12 protein-coding genes are annotated in these 15,180 nt (G+C 65.6%); 6 read left to right on the forward strand and 6 right to left on the reverse strand.

From position 1 onward, the window contains the following. Positions 1 to 19: 19 nt before the first annotated feature. The 3 genes from FAZ95_RS33345 to FAZ95_RS33355 all read right to left on the reverse strand — a co-directional run bounded on the left by FAZ95_RS33345 (position 20) and on the right by FAZ95_RS33355 (position 3,532). Complete coding sequence (locus FAZ95_RS33345) at positions 20 to 562, reverse strand: hypothetical protein (protein WP_137336653.1); 543 nt, start codon at positions 560 to 562, stop codon at positions 20 to 22. Between the two features lie 68 nt (positions 563 to 630). Beyond that, positions 631 to 2,352: a ubiquinone-dependent pyruvate dehydrogenase gene (gene poxB / locus FAZ95_RS33350; RefSeq protein ID WP_137336654.1), complete on the reverse strand. Its 1,722-nt coding sequence runs from the start codon at positions 2,350 to 2,352 to the stop codon at positions 631 to 633. Positions 2,353 to 2,557: 205 nt separating this feature from the next. Next, positions 2,558 to 3,532 (reverse strand): LysR family transcriptional regulator, encoded by a 975-nt coding sequence (locus tag FAZ95_RS33355; RefSeq protein WP_137336655.1) that lies wholly within the window; start codon positions 3,530 to 3,532, stop codon positions 2,558 to 2,560. 218 nt (positions 3,533 to 3,750) lie between these two features. Between FAZ95_RS33355 and FAZ95_RS33360 the strand changes: the two genes are divergently transcribed. The 5 genes from FAZ95_RS33360 to FAZ95_RS33380 all read left to right on the forward strand — a co-directional run bounded on the left by FAZ95_RS33360 (position 3,751) and on the right by FAZ95_RS33380 (position 11,822). Beyond that, on the forward strand, positions 3,751 to 4,728 hold the full coding sequence (locus FAZ95_RS33360) for an AraC family transcriptional regulator (RefSeq protein ID WP_254700064.1): 978 nt from the start codon (positions 3,751 to 3,753) through the stop codon (positions 4,726 to 4,728). Between the two features lie 322 nt (positions 4,729 to 5,050). Continuing rightward, positions 5,051 to 5,632: a DUF2760 domain-containing protein gene (locus FAZ95_RS33365; protein ID WP_137336656.1), complete on the forward strand. Its 582-nt coding sequence runs from the start codon at positions 5,051 to 5,053 to the stop codon at positions 5,630 to 5,632. Next, complete coding sequence (locus FAZ95_RS33370; RefSeq protein WP_137336657.1) at positions 5,629 to 7,476, forward strand: Hsp70 family protein; 1,848 nt, start codon at positions 5,629 to 5,631, stop codon at positions 7,474 to 7,476. Before FAZ95_RS33365 ends, FAZ95_RS33370 begins: the two co-directional genes overlap by 4 nt. Positions 7,477 to 7,481: 5 nt before the next feature. After that, on the forward strand, positions 7,482 to 10,295 hold the full coding sequence (locus FAZ95_RS33375; RefSeq protein ID WP_137337732.1) for an Hsp70 family protein: 2,814 nt from the start codon (positions 7,482 to 7,484) through the stop codon (positions 10,293 to 10,295). 135 nt (positions 10,296 to 10,430) lie between these two features. Further along, positions 10,431 to 11,822, forward strand: coding sequence for a pyridoxal phosphate-dependent decarboxylase family protein (locus tag FAZ95_RS33380; RefSeq protein ID WP_137336658.1), 1,392 nt, complete (start codon positions 10,431 to 10,433; stop codon positions 11,820 to 11,822). Between the two features lie 94 nt (positions 11,823 to 11,916). Here the strand turns inward: FAZ95_RS33380 and FAZ95_RS39640 are convergent, their stop codons facing one another. From FAZ95_RS39640 to FAZ95_RS33390, 3 genes are all read right to left on the reverse strand, one after another. Further along, complete coding sequence (locus FAZ95_RS39640; protein WP_175425832.1) at positions 11,917 to 12,075, reverse strand: hypothetical protein; 159 nt, start codon at positions 12,073 to 12,075, stop codon at positions 11,917 to 11,919. Between the two features lie 19 nt (positions 12,076 to 12,094). Then, positions 12,095 to 12,634, reverse strand: a complete 540-nt coding sequence (gene phaP / locus FAZ95_RS33385; protein WP_217497451.1) for a TIGR01841 family phasin — start codon at positions 12,632 to 12,634, stop codon at positions 12,095 to 12,097. A gap of 449 nt (positions 12,635 to 13,083) precedes the next feature. Continuing rightward, positions 13,084 to 13,521 (reverse strand): hypothetical protein, encoded by a 438-nt coding sequence (locus FAZ95_RS33390; RefSeq protein WP_137336660.1) that lies wholly within the window; start codon positions 13,519 to 13,521, stop codon positions 13,084 to 13,086. A gap of 264 nt (positions 13,522 to 13,785) precedes the next feature. Between FAZ95_RS33390 and FAZ95_RS33395 the strand changes: the two genes are divergently transcribed. Continuing rightward, positions 13,786 to 15,180 carry a helix-turn-helix transcriptional regulator gene (locus FAZ95_RS33395; protein WP_137336661.1) on the forward strand — a complete coding sequence of 465 codons (1,395 nt, stop codon included), beginning with the start codon at positions 13,786 to 13,788 and terminating at the stop codon, positions 15,178 to 15,180.

A 15,180-nucleotide genomic window follows, 5' to 3' on the forward strand; every position in this document is an offset into this window, starting at 1 on the left:
TCGCCCCCGGCGTGCGCGGTCAATCGACTCCGCTCGCGCCCACCGCCGGTCCCGCCGGCTTTGCCGGCATGGGCCCGAAGAACATCGCCCTCAGTTTGTCGCGGCCGATGAAGCGCGCCAGCTCGGCGATCACGCAGTAGTTGAGGATCAGCATCACGAGCAGGATCTGGATCGCCCAGAACTGCGCCCAGTTGAGTTGCGCAAGCAGCTTATGGTTGGCGGCAACAAATCCGGGCGCCGCTTTCCAGTAGTCCCACAGACGCTCGAGATAGTGAATGAACAACGCCACCAGCGTGTACATCGCCGTTTTCCAGCTCACGTTCCATATCAGCGGCTTCTCGGGAAAGCGGTTGATGAACGGCAACAGGTTCGCGATCAGCACCGACTTGCCGAGCACCAGGGCGGCGATGGTCACGGAGGCCGACGACGGCACGCTAATGCCAGTGCCTTTCGTCATCAGCGCTCGAACAAGCGCAACGACGTGCAGGATAATGAAAAAGAAGATCGTCGGCGGCAGCAGTGCCATGAACTCGTGTTTGATCTTGGCGGTCAGCTTGCTCATGCTCGTCTCTCAGGAGGCTTGGACTGCGCGAATCGAACCTCGGCGCATGACGACTACGACGCCAACCCTCACCGCAGATTCGTACTCGCCAGTTCCACGACTTCATCCCCACGCCCGTTCAACACCGCGCGGAGCATGTAAAGACTGAAGCCCTTCGCCTGCTCCCATTGAATCTTCGGCGGCAGCGCGATCTCGTACTTCGACGTGACGACGTCGACCAGCGCCGGCCCCGGCTTCGAGAACGCGAGCTTCAGCGCATCGGCCAGTTGCTCGGAGTCCTCGACACGCACGCCGAAGATGCCTGCCCCGTTCGCGATATCGGCGAAGTTGGTGGCGGCGAGGTCCGTGCCGTTGTCGAGATAGCCGCCCGCCTTCATCTCCATCGCGACGAAGCCGAGCACGCTGTTGTTGAAGACGACCACCTTGATCGGCAAATCGAGCTGGCGTGCCGTGAGCAAATCGCCCAGCAGCATGGACAACCCGCCGTCGCCCGACAGCGACACCACTTGCCTGCCCGGATGCGCCGCCTGCGCGCCGAGTGCCTGCGGCATCGCGTTCGCCATCGAGCCGTGATTGAACGAGCCGTGCAGCGAGCGCTTGCCGTTCATCGTCAGATAGCGCGCGGCCCAGAGCGTCGGCGTGCCGACGTCTGCCGTGAAGACGGCGTCTTCGGCGGCCAGTTCATCGACGACTTTGGTCAGGTATTGCGGGTGGATCGGCCGACCGGGCGCCGACGGCCGCGCAAGTTCGTCGAGGCCCTTGCGCGCGGCCTGATAGTGTTTGAGCGCACGGCCGATGAAGTGACGATTCGCCTTGCGCGCGAGCCGCGGCAGCAGATCCTGCAGCGTCTCGCGCACGTCGCCGACGAGCCCGAGCTTGAGCGGCGCGCGCTTGCCGAGCGCGCTCGCGCGCCGGTCGATCTGCACGATATTGGCTTGCGGCGGATAGAAATTGCGGTAGGGGAAATCGGTGCCGAGCATGAGCAGCGTGTCGCACGACATCATCGCGTGATAGCCGGACGAAAAGCCGATGAGCCCGGTCATGCCCACGTCGTTCGGGTTGTCCCACTCGACGAACTGCTTGCCGCGCAGCGCATGCACGACGGGCGCGCCAAGCAGGTCCGCCAGCGCGACGACTTCGTCATGCGCCCCGGCGCAGCCGCTGCCGCACAAGAGCGTCACGGCATCCGAGGCGTCGAGCAGCTTCACGAGGCGATCGATATCGGCCGGTGACGGCACCGTCGTCGACTTGCCCGGCGGCGCCCATTGCACTTCCTCTTCGGGGGCTTCGGCAAGCGCGACGTCACCCGGCAGCACGATCACGGCCACGCCGCGCTCGTCGATGGCGGTGCGCATCGCGGTGGCGAGCACGCGTGGAAACTGCCGCGGGTTGCTCACGAGCTCGACGTAGTGGCTGCACTCCTTGAAGAGCGACTGAGGATGTGTCTCCTGGAAATAGCCGAGACCGATCTCGGATGAGGGAATGTGCGCCGCGATCGCGAGCACCGGCTGATGATTGCGGTGACAGTCGAACAGTCCGTTGATCAAATGCAGATTGCCCGGCCCGCAGCTTCCCGCGCACACCGCGAGCTTGCCGCTCGCCGCCGCTTCGGCGCCCGCCGCGAACGCCGCCACTTCCTCGTGACGCGTGTGCATCCAGCGTATCGAGCCGAGCCGGCTCAAGCTGTCGGAAAGGCCGTTGAGGCTGTCGCCCGTCACGCCCCAGATCCGCTCGACACCGGCCGCCTGCAACGTCTTCGCGAGATAGTCCGCAATGGTCTGCTTTGCCATGATCGTGTTCCCTTTGTAGGTCCGACTGCATTACGCATCCACTTCGTGCACCTTGTCGAAGATAGACGTTCGGGTCGTCAATGCCAAATGAGGGAAATGAGTGGGCCGATGAGCGGACGAATAAAAAACGCGCCGACGGCGGCGCGTTTCTTCAGGCGTTAACGGCGGGTTCCGGGTACGGATCTTGGCAGACTGACAACGCGGCTCAATTCACCGCGTCGGGGTGCAGGCCGCGCAGCAGTTGACGCACGCGCGACATATCCTTGTCGACCAGTTCTGCCTGCTCGAACAGCTCGGCGAGCCAATCGACGAACGCGCGCACGCGCGGCGACACGCGGCGGTTCTTCAGATACGCGACCGACACCGGCACGGGCACCGGCGTGTAGCGCGTCAGCACTTCCTTGAGCAGCCCCGATTCCAAATACGGCTTCGCTGCAATCCGCGAGGGCTGGATCAAGCCGAGCCCTTCGAGCCCGCAGGCGAGATACGCGTGCTCGTCGGCGACTTGCACGAAGCCTTCGACCTTCACCGTCGTCACGCGGCCTTCGTCTTCGAAGTCGAACTCGGCGCCTCGCCCTGCCGTGGTGCCGGCAGCGGCCATGCAGTTGACGGCCACGTGGCCTTCCAGTTCGTCGAGCGACTCCGGCGTGCCGTGCCGCGCGAGGTAGTCGGGGCTCGCGCAGGTGACCTGCTCGAGCACGCCGAGACGCCGCGCGATGAGGCCCGAGTCGGGCAGCTCGCCGAGCTGGATGCTGCAATCGACCGCCTCGCCCACCATATCGACCGCGCGATTGCTCAAGCCGATCGCGAGATCGATGTTCGGAAAGCGCGCATGAAATTCGTCGAGCGCGGGAAACACGAGCGCCGTGGCGACCGCGCCCGGCATTTCGACGCGCAAACGCCCGCGCAGGTTGTCGGTGGTGTCGCGCAGGCTCGCTTCCATTTCGTCGATGTCGGCGAGGATCTGCACGCAGCGCTCGTAGTACGCGGCGCCTTCGGCGGTGAGGTTCAAACGGCGCGTCGTGCGTTGGAGCAACTGCACGCCGAGCATGGCTTCGAGGTTCTGGACAATGGTTGTTGCAGTCGCGCGCGGAATGTCGAGCGAAAGCGCGGCGCGCGTGAAGCTTTGGGTATCGACGATACGAACGAAGGTACGCATCGCCTGGACACGGTCGATCACGGGCTGTTCTCCTGTCAGATGCAGCACGGACTTCTGCGGGAACACAAGGCGGAGTCCGTCAGGGCTCCCATCGTAAGGACCGGACGCCAGCCGGTGAATACCTGAATATCTCGAAGACTTGCCTATTCCTCTCGCCGCCCACTCATAGATACTGTTTGGTGCTAGATTTCAAGCCTGATCCTCTTGAACGTCGATATAGTCGACGGACCGTTCTCATCATGGCAACCCTCACACCGGCAACGACTTACGTGAGCCCCGCGCAGCAGCGGATGGTCGAATTGCTCGACAAGCTGGCCCCCGCGGAGGGCTACACGCATTCGCGTCTCGACGGCGTCAAGTTCATGCGCTCGAGCCGCGCGCATCCACGCCAGGCGGCGATGTACGAGCCCTGCATCGTGATTCTGTGCCAGGGCCGCAAGCGCGGCTTTATCGGCGACAAGGTGTTCGTCTACGACGCGCAGCAATATCTCGTGTTCTCGGTGCCGCTGCCGTTCGAAGTCGAGACCGAGGCGAGCGCGGAGGAGCCGCTGCTCGGCATCAAGCTCCGCGTGGATCTGACGATGGCGGCGGAATTGCTGCTGCAGATCGACGACGGGCACACTCCCGCCATCAGCGAGCCGCAAGGCATCTATTCGACGCCGCTCGACCAGCCGTTTTGCGACGCGGTGCTGCGCCTTCTCGAAGCGCTCAGCAACCCGCTCGAAGCCCGCATCCTCGGGCCGTCGATCGTGCGCGAGATCTGCTATCGCGTGCTGACCGGCGTGCAAGGCAACGCGATTCGCGCGGCGCTCACGTATCAGCACCACTTCGGCCGCATCGCGAAAGCGCTGCGCCGCATTCACTCCGACTATCGCAGCGATCTCGATGTCGATACGCTCGCGAGCGAAGCCGGTATGAGCCTTGCCGTGTTTCACGCGCAATTCAAGGCGGTGACGTCGACCTCGCCGATGCAGTACGTCAAGACCACGCGCTTGCATCAGGCGCGCTTGCTGATGATGCAGGACGGCATGAACGCGAGCACGGCGGCGGCGCGGGTCGGCTATGAAAGCGCCTCGCAATTCAGCCGCGAGTTCAAGCGGCTGTTCGGCGTCAGCCCTGTCGACGAGATGCGGCGCATGCGGGCGGCAAACGGCGATGCGGCCCCGCAGCCGGAGCCGCCTCCGGCCCCGGCCCCGCGCTATGTGACGACGACGTAAGCGCTTCGTTCTGGGCCGGACGCTAGTCCGGCAACGCGCCCTCGCGCAACGCGACAAGTGCTTCGAAATCGTTCTCGGTGGCTAGCGCGAAAGCAAGCCGGGCGTCGGTCGTCGTCATCGATTCGTGCGTTCCAAAAAAGTGCCGCGTTCAAGTCCAACTACAATAGCGCACGAGCCGGCGCCCGGCGCGAGCTTGCACTCGCCGCCCGATCCGCGCGCCACCGGCGCGAAAACACGCTTAGCACGCTTTCGCCCGTCAATCCGCTTTCATTTCTCGCCGCCGCGGGCCGCAGCCCCGGACGCCGAATACCAGGAGCCTCTTATGTCTGACTCGAACGAGTCTTTTTTCGGGAGACTGTCTCTCGCAGTCGGAACGTTCTTCAGCCTTCTCGGCGACCGCGAACTCGCCGCCCGCGTGCGCAGCGTGCGCGAGGCGCCGAGCATCGCGCCGGCGCCCGCGGCAAGCGCCCCGCAACCCAAGTCCCAAGCGCAGCCTCAGCCCGTCGTCCGCACGCTGAAGGAAGCCACGCCCGACGCGGCGCTTCAACTCCTCGGGCTCTTGCAGCGCGAGGCGCGCTTCATCGACTTCATCGAGGAAGACGTCGTCGGCTACTCCGACACCGATATCGGCGCCGCCGCGCGTCTCGTGCATGACGGCTGCCGCCGCGTGCTGCGCGAGCACTTCACGATCCGCCCGGTGCGCGACGAAGCCGAAGGCAGCCGCGTGACCGTGCCCGACGGCTTCGACGCCACCTCGATTCGTCTGACCGGCAACGTCGTCGGCAAGCCGCCGTTTTCGGGCAGCATCAGCCATCGCGGCTGGCGCGTCGCCGACGTCCGTCTGCCGAAGCTCGCCGAGAGCCATGACGCTTCGGTGATCGCCCCGGCCGAGGTGGAACTATGAGCGATACACGCTATGCGATCGGTATCGACCTGGGCACGACGCACTGCGCGCTGTCGTACGTCGACATCACGGCAAGCGATGGCGACAAGACCGCGCAGCAAGTCCTGCCGGTTGCCCAGCTCACGGCGCCCGGCGCGGTCGGCGAACTCGACCTGCTGCCCTCGTTTCTCTATCTGCCGCATGCGAACGAACTCGCGGCCGGCGATCTGAATCTGCCGTGGACCGCCGAGCGCGGCTTCGCGGTCGGCGAACTCGCGCGCAGCCGCGGCGCAGGCACGCCGATCCGGCTCGTGTCGAGCGCGAAGAGCTGGCTCTGCCACCCGGGCGTCGATCGCCGCGCGGCGATTCTGCCCAACGACGCGCCCGAGGAAGTCGTGCGCGTGTCGCCGCTCGAAGCGTCGGTGCGCTACTTGACGCACCTGCGCGAAGCGTGGAATCACGCGCATCCCGATGCGCCGTTCGACGAGCAGGACGTCACCGTCACGATTCCGGCGTCGTTCGACCCTGCGGCCCGCGAGCTGACCGCCGAAGCCGCGCAGGCGGCCGGCTACACGCGCATGACGCTGCTCGAAGAGCCGCAGGCCGCGCTCTATAGTTGGATTCAGAAGAGCGGCGGACAGTGGCGCAAGCAAGTGAAAGTCGGCGACATCATCCTCGTCGTCGACGTCGGCGGCGGCACCACCGACTTGTCGCTGATCGCCGTGGTCGAGCGCGAAGGCAATCTCGAACTGCATCGCGTCGCGGTCGGCGAGCACATCTTGCTCGGCGGCGACAACATGGACCTCGCGCTCGCGCACGTCGTCGCCCGCAAGCTCGCGGCGCAAGGCACGCAGGCGGACCCGTGGCAGTTGCGTGCGCTCACCTACGCGTGCCGCACCGCGAAGGAAACGCTGCTCACGCGCGACGACCTCGACGCCGCGCCGCTCGTCGTCCCGAGCCGCGGCTCCAAGCTGATCGGCGGCTCGATCCGCACGGAGCTGACGCGCGCCGAACTCACGCAGACGATTCTCGAAGGCTTCTTCCCGCAAGTCGAAAGCTCGGCGCGGCCGATGAGCCGCGCGCGTGCGGGTCTCACGCAACTGGGCCTGCCCTACGCGCAGGACGCGGCCGTGACGCGGCATCTCGCGGCGTTCCTGTCGCGGCAGGTGGGCGCGCTGGCCGATCTCGAAGGCGTGCAGCTCGAGCAGAAGGACGGCGCGACGTTCCTGCATCCCACCGCGGTGCTGTTCAACGGCGGCGTGTTCAAGTCGGCGTTGCTCGTCGAGCGCATTCTTCACACGCTCAACGGCTGGCTCGCTAGCGAAAGCGCACCGGCCGCGCGTCTGCTCGAAGGCGCGGATCTCGATCTCGCCGTGGCGCGCGGCGCCGCGTATTACGGCTACGTGCGGCGCGGCAAGGGCGTGCGCATCCGCGGCGGCACGGCGCGTGCGTACTACGTCGCCGTCGAATCGGCGATGCCCGCCGTGCCGGGGCTCGAGCCGCCGGTTCAGGCGCTCTGCGTCGCGCCGTTCGGCATGGAAGAAGGCACCGATGCCGAGCTGCCCGCGCAGGAATTCGGCCTCGTCGTCGGCGAGCCCGTGCACTTCCGCTTCTTCGGCTCGTCGGTGCGCCGTCAGGATCAGGTCGGCACGCTGCTCGACTTCTGGCAGCCCGACGAATTGCAGGAACTGGAGGAAATCGAAGCGACGCTGCCGCCCGAAGGCCGCACGCCCGGCGAAGTCGTGCCCGTGAAGCTGCATGCGCGCGTGACCGAAACCGGCACGCTAGAACTCGAAGCCGTGCCGCGCGGCAGCAGCGAACGCTGGAAAGTCGAGTTCGACGTGCGCGGCGGCGCAAACGCTTGAGCGCGATGAAGCAGTACATCGTCGGGATCGATCTCGGCACGAGCAACACCGTCGTCGCTTATGCGGAACGCGGCGGCAAGGACATCCGCGTCTTCGACATCGAGCAGCTGGTGAGCGTCGGCGAAGTGGCGGCGCGGCCGATGCTGCCGTCGGTCCGCTATCACGCGGCGGCGGGCGAGTTGAACGAGGACGCGCTGCAACTGCCTTGGCAAGACGCGGATGCGCCGCTTGGGACGCCGCAGCCCGCCGTCGTCGGCCGCCTTGCGCGCGCGCTCGGCGCGCAAGTGCCGGGGCGGCTCGTCGCGAGCGCGAAGAGCTGGCTGTCGCATGCGTCAGTCGATCGACTGGCGCCGATCCTCCCGTGGGGCGCCGACGACGAAGTCGGCAAGGTGTCGCCGGTCACGGCCAGCGCGAGCTATCTCGCTCACGTGCGCGCGGCGTGGAATCATCGTTTTCCGCAGGCGCGGCTCGAAGATCAGGAAGTGGTGCTGACCGTGCCCGCCTCGTTCGACGACGGCGCGCGTGCGCTCACGCTCGAAGCCGCACGCATCGCGAAGCTGCCCGCGCTGCGCTTGCTCGAAGAACCGCAGGCGGCGTTCTACGATTGGCTGTTCCATCATCGCGACACGCTGCGCGACGAGCTCGCGCACACGCGCCTCGTGCTGATCTGCGACGTGGGCGGCGGCACGACCGACCTCACGCTCGTCAAAGTGCAGATCGAGGACGGCGGCGAGCCGCAGTTGACGCGCATCGGGGTCGGCAACCATCTGATGCTCGGCGGCGACAACATGGATCTCGCGCTCGCGCGTCTCGTCGAAGCGCGCCTGACGACGGGCGACAAGCAAGGTGACAAGCGGCTGTCGGCGGCGAGCCTGTCGCAACTCGTCGAGCGCTGCCGCGCCGCGAAAGAGCAACTGCTCGACACGCGCGCCCCCGATTCGACCTCGATCACGCTGCTCGGCTCGGGCTCGAAGCTGATCGGCGGCGCGCGCTCGGTCGACGTGACGCGGCAGGAGGTCGAGCGCCTGATCGTCGACGGCTTTCTTCCGCGAGTCGCGTCAAGCGAGCGCCCGCGGCGCGCGCGCGGCGCCATCGTCGAATTCGGCCTGCCTTATGCGAGCGACCCGGCGATCACGCGCCATGTCGCCGCGTTTCTGAGCCAGCACGCCACGCAGTCGCGCCATGCATTGGGTCTGCCGGAGATCGGTGACGAGACGGCCTTGCCGATGCCCGACACGCTGCTGCTCAACGGCGGCGTGTTCCGCGCGAAGGCATTGGAAGCGCGTCTCGCCGATACGCTCGGCGCCTGGCGCGGCGCGCCGCTCAACGTGCTGCAGAACGCGAACCCGGATGTGGCCGTCGCACGCGGCGCGGTCGCCTATGCGCTCGCGCGCGCCGGCAGCGCGCCGCGCATCGGCGGCGGCTCGGCGCGCAGCTACTTCCTCGTCCTCGACGGCGGCGACAAGGAGACACCGCGCGGCGTCTGCCTGCTGCCGCGCGGCACCGAAGAAGGCCAGGAGATCGCGCTCGCGGACCGCACGTTCGCGCTGCGGCTCGGCTCGCCGGTGCGTTTTCACTTGGCGTCGTCGGTCGCGGATGCCGCGTATCGGCCGGGCGATCTGGCCGATCTCGCGTCGAGCGACTTCGTGCGCCTGCCGCCGATCGCCACCGTCGTCGAGCCGCGCGGCGCGAGCGGCCCCGGCGAAACGCCGGTTCAGCTCGCCACCGCGCTGACCGAAGTCGGCACGCTGCAAGTCCACTGCATCGAAACAGCCGACGAGACTGCCGACGTCAAGCAACGCTGGCTGCTCGAATTCCAATTGCGGCGCGACGACGCCGCTAAAGTCGATCTCGCCGAAACCACCGCGCATCCGGCGCTCGGCCGTGCGATCGACGAGATCGACCGCATCTTCGGCTCGCGTTCGCACGATGTCGGCGCGAAAGACGTCAAGCGGCTGCGCGCGCAACTCGAACAGACGCTCGGCGCCCGCGACACCTGGGACAGCGCCCTGCTCCGCGAGCTGTTCGGCGTGTTGTGGGAGCGTGTGCGCAGACGGCGCCGCTCCGCCGATCACGAACGCTCGTGGCTCAATCTCGCCGGCTATTGCGTGCGTCCGGGGTTCGGCTACCCGCTCGACGAATGGCGCGTCGAACAGCTTTGGTCGCTCTTCGACGACGGCATCCAGTACATCAACGAGGGCCAGGTCTGGTCGGAATGGTGGACGATGTGGCGCCGCGCGGCCGGCGGTCTCGGCGAGGACGCACAACTGCGCCTGCTCGACGCGATGGACTATCTGCACAAGACGGCCGGCTCGAAGCGGCAGAAATCGCCGTTCGATCCAGCGAAAGTGGGCTTCGCGGACATGGTCCGGCTCTCGGCGTCGCTCGAGCGGATTCCCGTTGAACGCAAGATCGAGATCGCCGAGCGCCAGGTCGCGCAACTGCGCAAGTCCTCCGAGAATCAGCAGAATTGGTGGGCGATCGGGCGCATCGGCGCGCGGCGGCCGTTCTATGGCAGCGCGCATACGGTCGTGCCGCCCGAGGTCGCCGGCACGTGGCTCGACGCGATTCTTGCGCTCGATTGGAAGAAGGTCGACCCGGCCGCGTTCGCCGCCGCCCAGATCGCGCGCATGACAGGCGACCGGTCGCGGGACTTGCCAGTTGAGACGCGCGAGACAGTCGTGCGGCGGCTCGAAGCGATCAATGCATCGCCGGCGTGGGTCACCATGGTGCGCGAAACCGTCGCGCTCGACGATGCGGATACGGGCCGCGTGTTCGGCGAATCGCTGCCGGCGGGGTTGAAGTTGATCGGGGAGTGACGGCGCGTGGCCCGGCTAAGCGCCGTGGCCGAGCGGCGAATGAAACAGCAAGCACACTTGCTTGTACGCCGAAACGTTCGCGAGATTAAATAAAGATAATGCTGGGCAAGCCGCCGAACCCACCCGAGCCCCGTCATGAACGACCACGAAGTTCTCGCACGCGCCGCCGCGCACGCGCAGCGGTATTTGGATCGGCTGAACGAGCGCCCCGTGGGCGCGACAGTCACGGCCGACGCACTCCGCCAACGCCTGGGCGGCCCGTTGCCCGCTGAATCGAGCGATGCCGCCGACGTGATCGACGCGCTCGTCGCCGATACCGAAGGCGGCTTGCTCGCCTCGACCGGCGGGCGCTTTTTCGGCTGGGTCATCGGCGGCGCGCTGCCGGTCGCGCTTGCCGCGGACTGGCTCACGTCGACGTGGGATCAAAACGCGGCATCGGTGGCGTGCTCGCCCGCCGAGGCGGTGATCGAGGAAATCTGCGGCACGTGGCTGAAAGCACTGCTCGGCTTGCCCGCGACCGCCTCGTACGCGTTCGTGACCGGCTGCCAGATGGCCCACACCACGGCGCTCGCCGCCGCACGCCATAAACTGCTCGCCGAACGCGGCGTCGACGTCGAGCGACAGGGCCTCGCGGGCGCGCCGCCGCTCAGGCTCTTGATGAGCGAAAACCGTCACGAATCGATCCCGCGCTCGGCACGCCTGCTCGGCATCGGCACGGATGCGATCACGCTGTTGCCCGTCGATGGCGACGGCGCGCTCGAGCTCGATGCGCTCGCTGCCGCGCTGCGCGAATCGGATCGCCCTACCGCGGTCTGCTTGCAAGCAGGCGACCTGAACACCGGCGCATTCGATGCGTTCAACGAGGCGTGCGATCTCGCGCATGCGGCAGGCGCGTGGGTGCACGTCGACGGCGCATTCGGCCTATGGGCCGCGACGAGCGAGCGGCATCGCCACTTCGTCGCGGGCGTCGAGCGCGCCGACTCGTGGGCCACCGACGGACACAAATGGCTGAACCTGCCGTTCGACAACGGCTTCGTGTTCGTCGCCGACCCCGAAGCGCACCGCGCGGTGTTCACGATGGAGACGAGCTACTCGGCCGCCTCGCGAGGCGCTCGCGAGCAGCGCGACTGGACCCCGGAATGGTCGCGGCGCGGACGTGCAGTAAGTTGCTACGCCGCGATTCGCGCGCTCGGCCGCACGGGTATCGGCGAGATGGTGGCGCGCTGCTGCGATCACGCGACGCAGTTGGTCGACGGTCTCGCGGCGCTTCCCGGCGTCGAAGTGTTGGCGCGTCCGCGGATCAATCAAGGGCTCGTGCGTTTTCTGGATCGCGACGGCGTACACGACGCGCGCACCGACGCGACGATCGCCGCGATTCAGGCATCGGGCGTCGCGTGGTTCGGCGGCACGACTTGGCGCGGCAAGCGGGCGATGCGCATCTCCGTCTGCAATTGGCGCACGACGGACGACGACGTGCGGCGCACGCTCGATGCGGTCGCGCAAATCGTCAAACGAAACGCGGAATAGCAAACGCGAGCGCGAGCACGTCGAAGCGAGCAACGGCACATGCTTGCTTCGACGTGCCCGCGCCCGCGTCTGCCGAACTTGAAAGCGCGAGCGCCTAACGCCGGGACAGCACCCGATACCACCAATCGTGGTGATCGAGATTTCTCAGCAACTGCTGTCTCCGATGTTCGCGGCGATAGTGGATGACCACGTTCAATGCCGCGACGACGAGGGCCGCCGAGCCCCCCACGATGCCCCACCACGACGTGCTCATTGCTGCCTCCGAAGGCACGTTATTTGGCGGCTCCTCGTCCCGCGTTCGCCGTGCCGGAAATCGCGGCAAGGTTCGATTCAGTCGCATGCACCGCTTGCTGGGCACTCTTGCGGAGGGTCTCCATCAGCGTGCTGGTCGTCGTAATCGCCGATTTCCAGGCGGCGATTGTCGCTTCGGAACCGGAGGGGGCGTTCTTCGCCAGATCGTCGACGAGCGTCTGCACGCGGCGATTGTAGGCATCGGCCTGCCCCTCGCCGGCCCGCACGAATTCCGCGATCGTGGCCGACGCGATGTCGGCCAGCTGGCGGCTATACGACTGCGCTTGTTCCGGAATCGAGGCCGCCAGCTCGGCTTGCTTCGCGTTCGTTTCCGGCGTCTGCGGCGCGGTGAGCCCTTGCAGCAAGGACGCTTGCGAGCTGGCCAACAGCGACTTGGTCAACTGCAGGTTCAGGACGGCCGTCTTTTCGAAGGCATCGGCGAGCGATCGGGCCAAGCCGAACGCCATCTCGAGGTTGGCCTTCTGCATCGCGACGAATTGCTCGGGGGTGAACAAGGTCATCATCCAGCTCCTAAATGAGAGTCCCTCTACCGGCTGTGCCGCCGGAAAACGGCGCGCGCAGGACGATCGAAAGACGCGGTCAAGGAAACGGCAGACAAGTTTTGAAGCAGCCGGGACGCCGTATCGCCTCTTCTCGCGACAGCGACCGATACCAGCTTGATGAAAGGTGGAGCGGCTGCGCGTGCGGCTTGTCCCGAGGACGGGTTGCGAGCGCAGCGGCACGCGGCAACGTCAAATCGCTGACGGCAGTTCGCGCGTGCCGCATTTGAGACTAGCGCATCTTAGAATCAGATCAAGTGAATATCAATATGTGGGATTTCTTACTCATTCGCGTCGCCGGACACGGCAATCCTGACATGGCGACGAAGGCAAATGTCCAGAAGATTGTGGCCGGATTTTTCCCCTGGCGCGATTCAGCGCGCTCCCGGCTGAGGCGGACAGCGCTCGGTTCAGGTCTTTAACCAAGTGCCACACATCCTGCGTATGCATCGACACCAATACCCTTGCTCGCTCAATTCTTCCTGTAGCCGCGCGCTTGGACGCGATACGTCTTCACGAGCCTCCTGTAATTCACACCAATCGAAGAACGCACGCTCGTAGCGGTCGACCAGCCACCTAAAACCCGGATGCGCGTTCAACCTCCTGACTGCCTGCCATTCGGCCGAGCCCACGTGGCGCCGCAGGTCCGGATAAGCGGAGAGCGAGCTGCCGCACGCGACGAGCGCCAACGCATAACGCCCTTCCAGGCCCTCGAATGCACGCCGCACCCTCGCGGGTAACACCGCCTGGGCAAGCTCGATACATGTGCGTTCCGCGTCCTGCAATCTTCGGCCTGCCTCATCCTGCGCCGGCGCTTCCCGAAATTGCGCATCAAACCGCGTGATCATCGGGCAACACCACCAGGGCAACGGCGAACTGCGTGCGCCAGCTTGGCGCGCTACACGTGGAAATCGTTTTCTAAGGGTCACGGTTAGTCTTCTCGCGCTTCTCAATCCAGGCGCATCGCCTCGTTCCTCTTCCAACTCGATGCTATCGAGCCCGCCCCCCATAGTCGCGACCCTTGACTATCAGGAGCGATATGTGCGTAATAATTTTGTAATATCGAGAAATTGATTTATGGTTACCCGACTTAGCTCGCGTCGATATTTTTCATGTCCGCCGTCATGCCATCGAATAAACCCCAGATCCAAACGTTTTCCGTAGGCCCTGAATCCATTCAACTGCGCGTTCGGGAAGGGAAAGCAGGTGTTTTGCTGGAGCGCGAATTATGCTCATTGAATAATCGGCAAAATGACATCCGAGTTACGCAGGTGGTGCTGGCTTGCCAGGAAAGCCTTGCAGGGCTGATCAGCGCAGATCCATACCGCCGGTTAATCGAACCTTCTTTACGGCAAATGATAGGAAGCTCGACAGTTGAGATTCCGCCTAGGCCACCATATCTCGATATTAATTCTAGCGACACCATTCAGACATCTATTAACGGGATAACGCGTATCGAAGATGAAACGGAACTCATCTCGCATATTCGCGTAATTACACGCGCATTAGGGGCCAGCACAGCCTTTTTCTTTTTATGCGATCGATCGATGGAAGGAGAATTAACGGCGTATCGCATCCTCATCACGTCTCCGCAAGACACGGCCGCTGCGCAAACCTACGTGGCCAAGCGCTGGTACGCGACCGATCCGTTCCTCATGCACGGAAGCCAGTCGCAGCGACCCTTCTTTTCGTCGGACGTCGGGTTGCTCGAAAACCTCTCCGGCAGTTGGCGGGACATGGGCGAGTTTGCCCGCCGTGCCGGCATGGGCAGTTGGATCGTCGCGCCCGCGCACCAGCCGCGCGGGGGAAAGTTCGCGGTGCTGACCGCGTCGAACCCAACGTTGCCATCCGGCGAAGGCGAAGAGCGGTTACGGGAGAATCGCATCCTCTTCTGCGCGCTCTCCGCCGAACTGCTCGAGTGGTACGCGAGCCGAGACAGGGCCCTCGCCCTCAGCCGGTCGGGGCTGTCCATGATCGAGCTGCAGATATTGAACGCTGTCGCTCGCGGGCAAACTCTGGACCAGGCCACCGAATCGCTGGGGCTGTCCAAGACAGCGCTTCGGGACCGCTACGGTCCGTCGATACGAAACAAGCTAGGCGCCAAACACATCATCGAGGCGGCTCGCCTGGCCGACGAGCAGGGCTTGCTCGCGGCCGTCTCCGAGCGCAAGGTCGCCTATGTCATCCATAGCCCGAAGTGGGGCGTCTTTCTGCGGGAACTCTATGGGGTCCCGTTCTGGTCAGGTGTGAATCCCGAGGGGTTCGACGGCGCGACGATCTTCGCCGACGCTGCTTCCGCACGCGAGGTGCTGGATACGCAACTGCCAGGGCACGATTGCGTGCTACATCGTGTCGACGTCCATCATGCGGCGCAAACGGCTTCCATCGAAGATTGTGCGGCAGCAGGCCTGCCGCGTTGGGACCCACGCTGCACGACCAGCGGCGCCCCCGCGGACGACTCCGGCACCTGCGGCGTGCTCGGCGAGCCGCCCGCGACGTACCACTGA

It is taken from the genome of Trinickia violacea, from assembly GCF_005280735.1.
GTDB classification, from domain to species: Bacteria; Pseudomonadota; Gammaproteobacteria; order Burkholderiales; family Burkholderiaceae; genus Trinickia_A; species Trinickia_A violacea.

Bases quoted from the DNA above. Each gene is read 5' to 3' on its own strand.
- FAZ95_RS33345 (WP_137336653.1), bottom strand. From the start codon at position 562: ATGAGCAAGCTGACCGCCAAGATCAAACACGAGTTCATGGCACTGCTG.
- poxB (WP_137336654.1), bottom strand. From the start codon at position 2,352: ATGGCAAAGCAGACCATTGCGGACTATCTCGCGAAGACGTTGCAGGCG.
- FAZ95_RS33360 (WP_254700064.1), top strand. From the start codon at position 3,751: ATGGCAACCCTCACACCGGCAACGACTTACGTGAGCCCCGCGCAGCAG.
- FAZ95_RS33365 (WP_137336656.1), top strand. From the start codon at position 5,051: ATGTCTGACTCGAACGAGTCTTTTTTCGGGAGACTGTCTCTCGCAGTC.
- FAZ95_RS33370 (WP_137336657.1), top strand. From the start codon at position 5,629: ATGAGCGATACACGCTATGCGATCGGTATCGACCTGGGCACGACGCAC.
- FAZ95_RS33375 (WP_137337732.1), top strand. From the start codon at position 7,482: ATGAAGCAGTACATCGTCGGGATCGATCTCGGCACGAGCAACACCGTC.
- FAZ95_RS33380 (WP_137336658.1), top strand. From the start codon at position 10,431: ATGAACGACCACGAAGTTCTCGCACGCGCCGCCGCGCACGCGCAGCGG.
- FAZ95_RS39640 (WP_175425832.1), bottom strand. From the start codon at position 12,075: ATGAGCACGTCGTGGTGGGGCATCGTGGGGGGCTCGGCGGCCCTCGTC.
- phaP (WP_217497451.1), bottom strand. From the start codon at position 12,634: ATGACCTTGTTCACCCCCGAGCAATTCGTCGCGATGCAGAAGGCCAAC.
- FAZ95_RS33390 (WP_137336660.1), bottom strand. From the start codon at position 13,521: ATGATCACGCGGTTTGATGCGCAATTTCGGGAAGCGCCGGCGCAGGAT.
- FAZ95_RS33395 (WP_137336661.1), top strand. From the start codon at position 13,786: ATGTCCGCCGTCATGCCATCGAATAAACCCCAGATCCAAACGTTTTCC.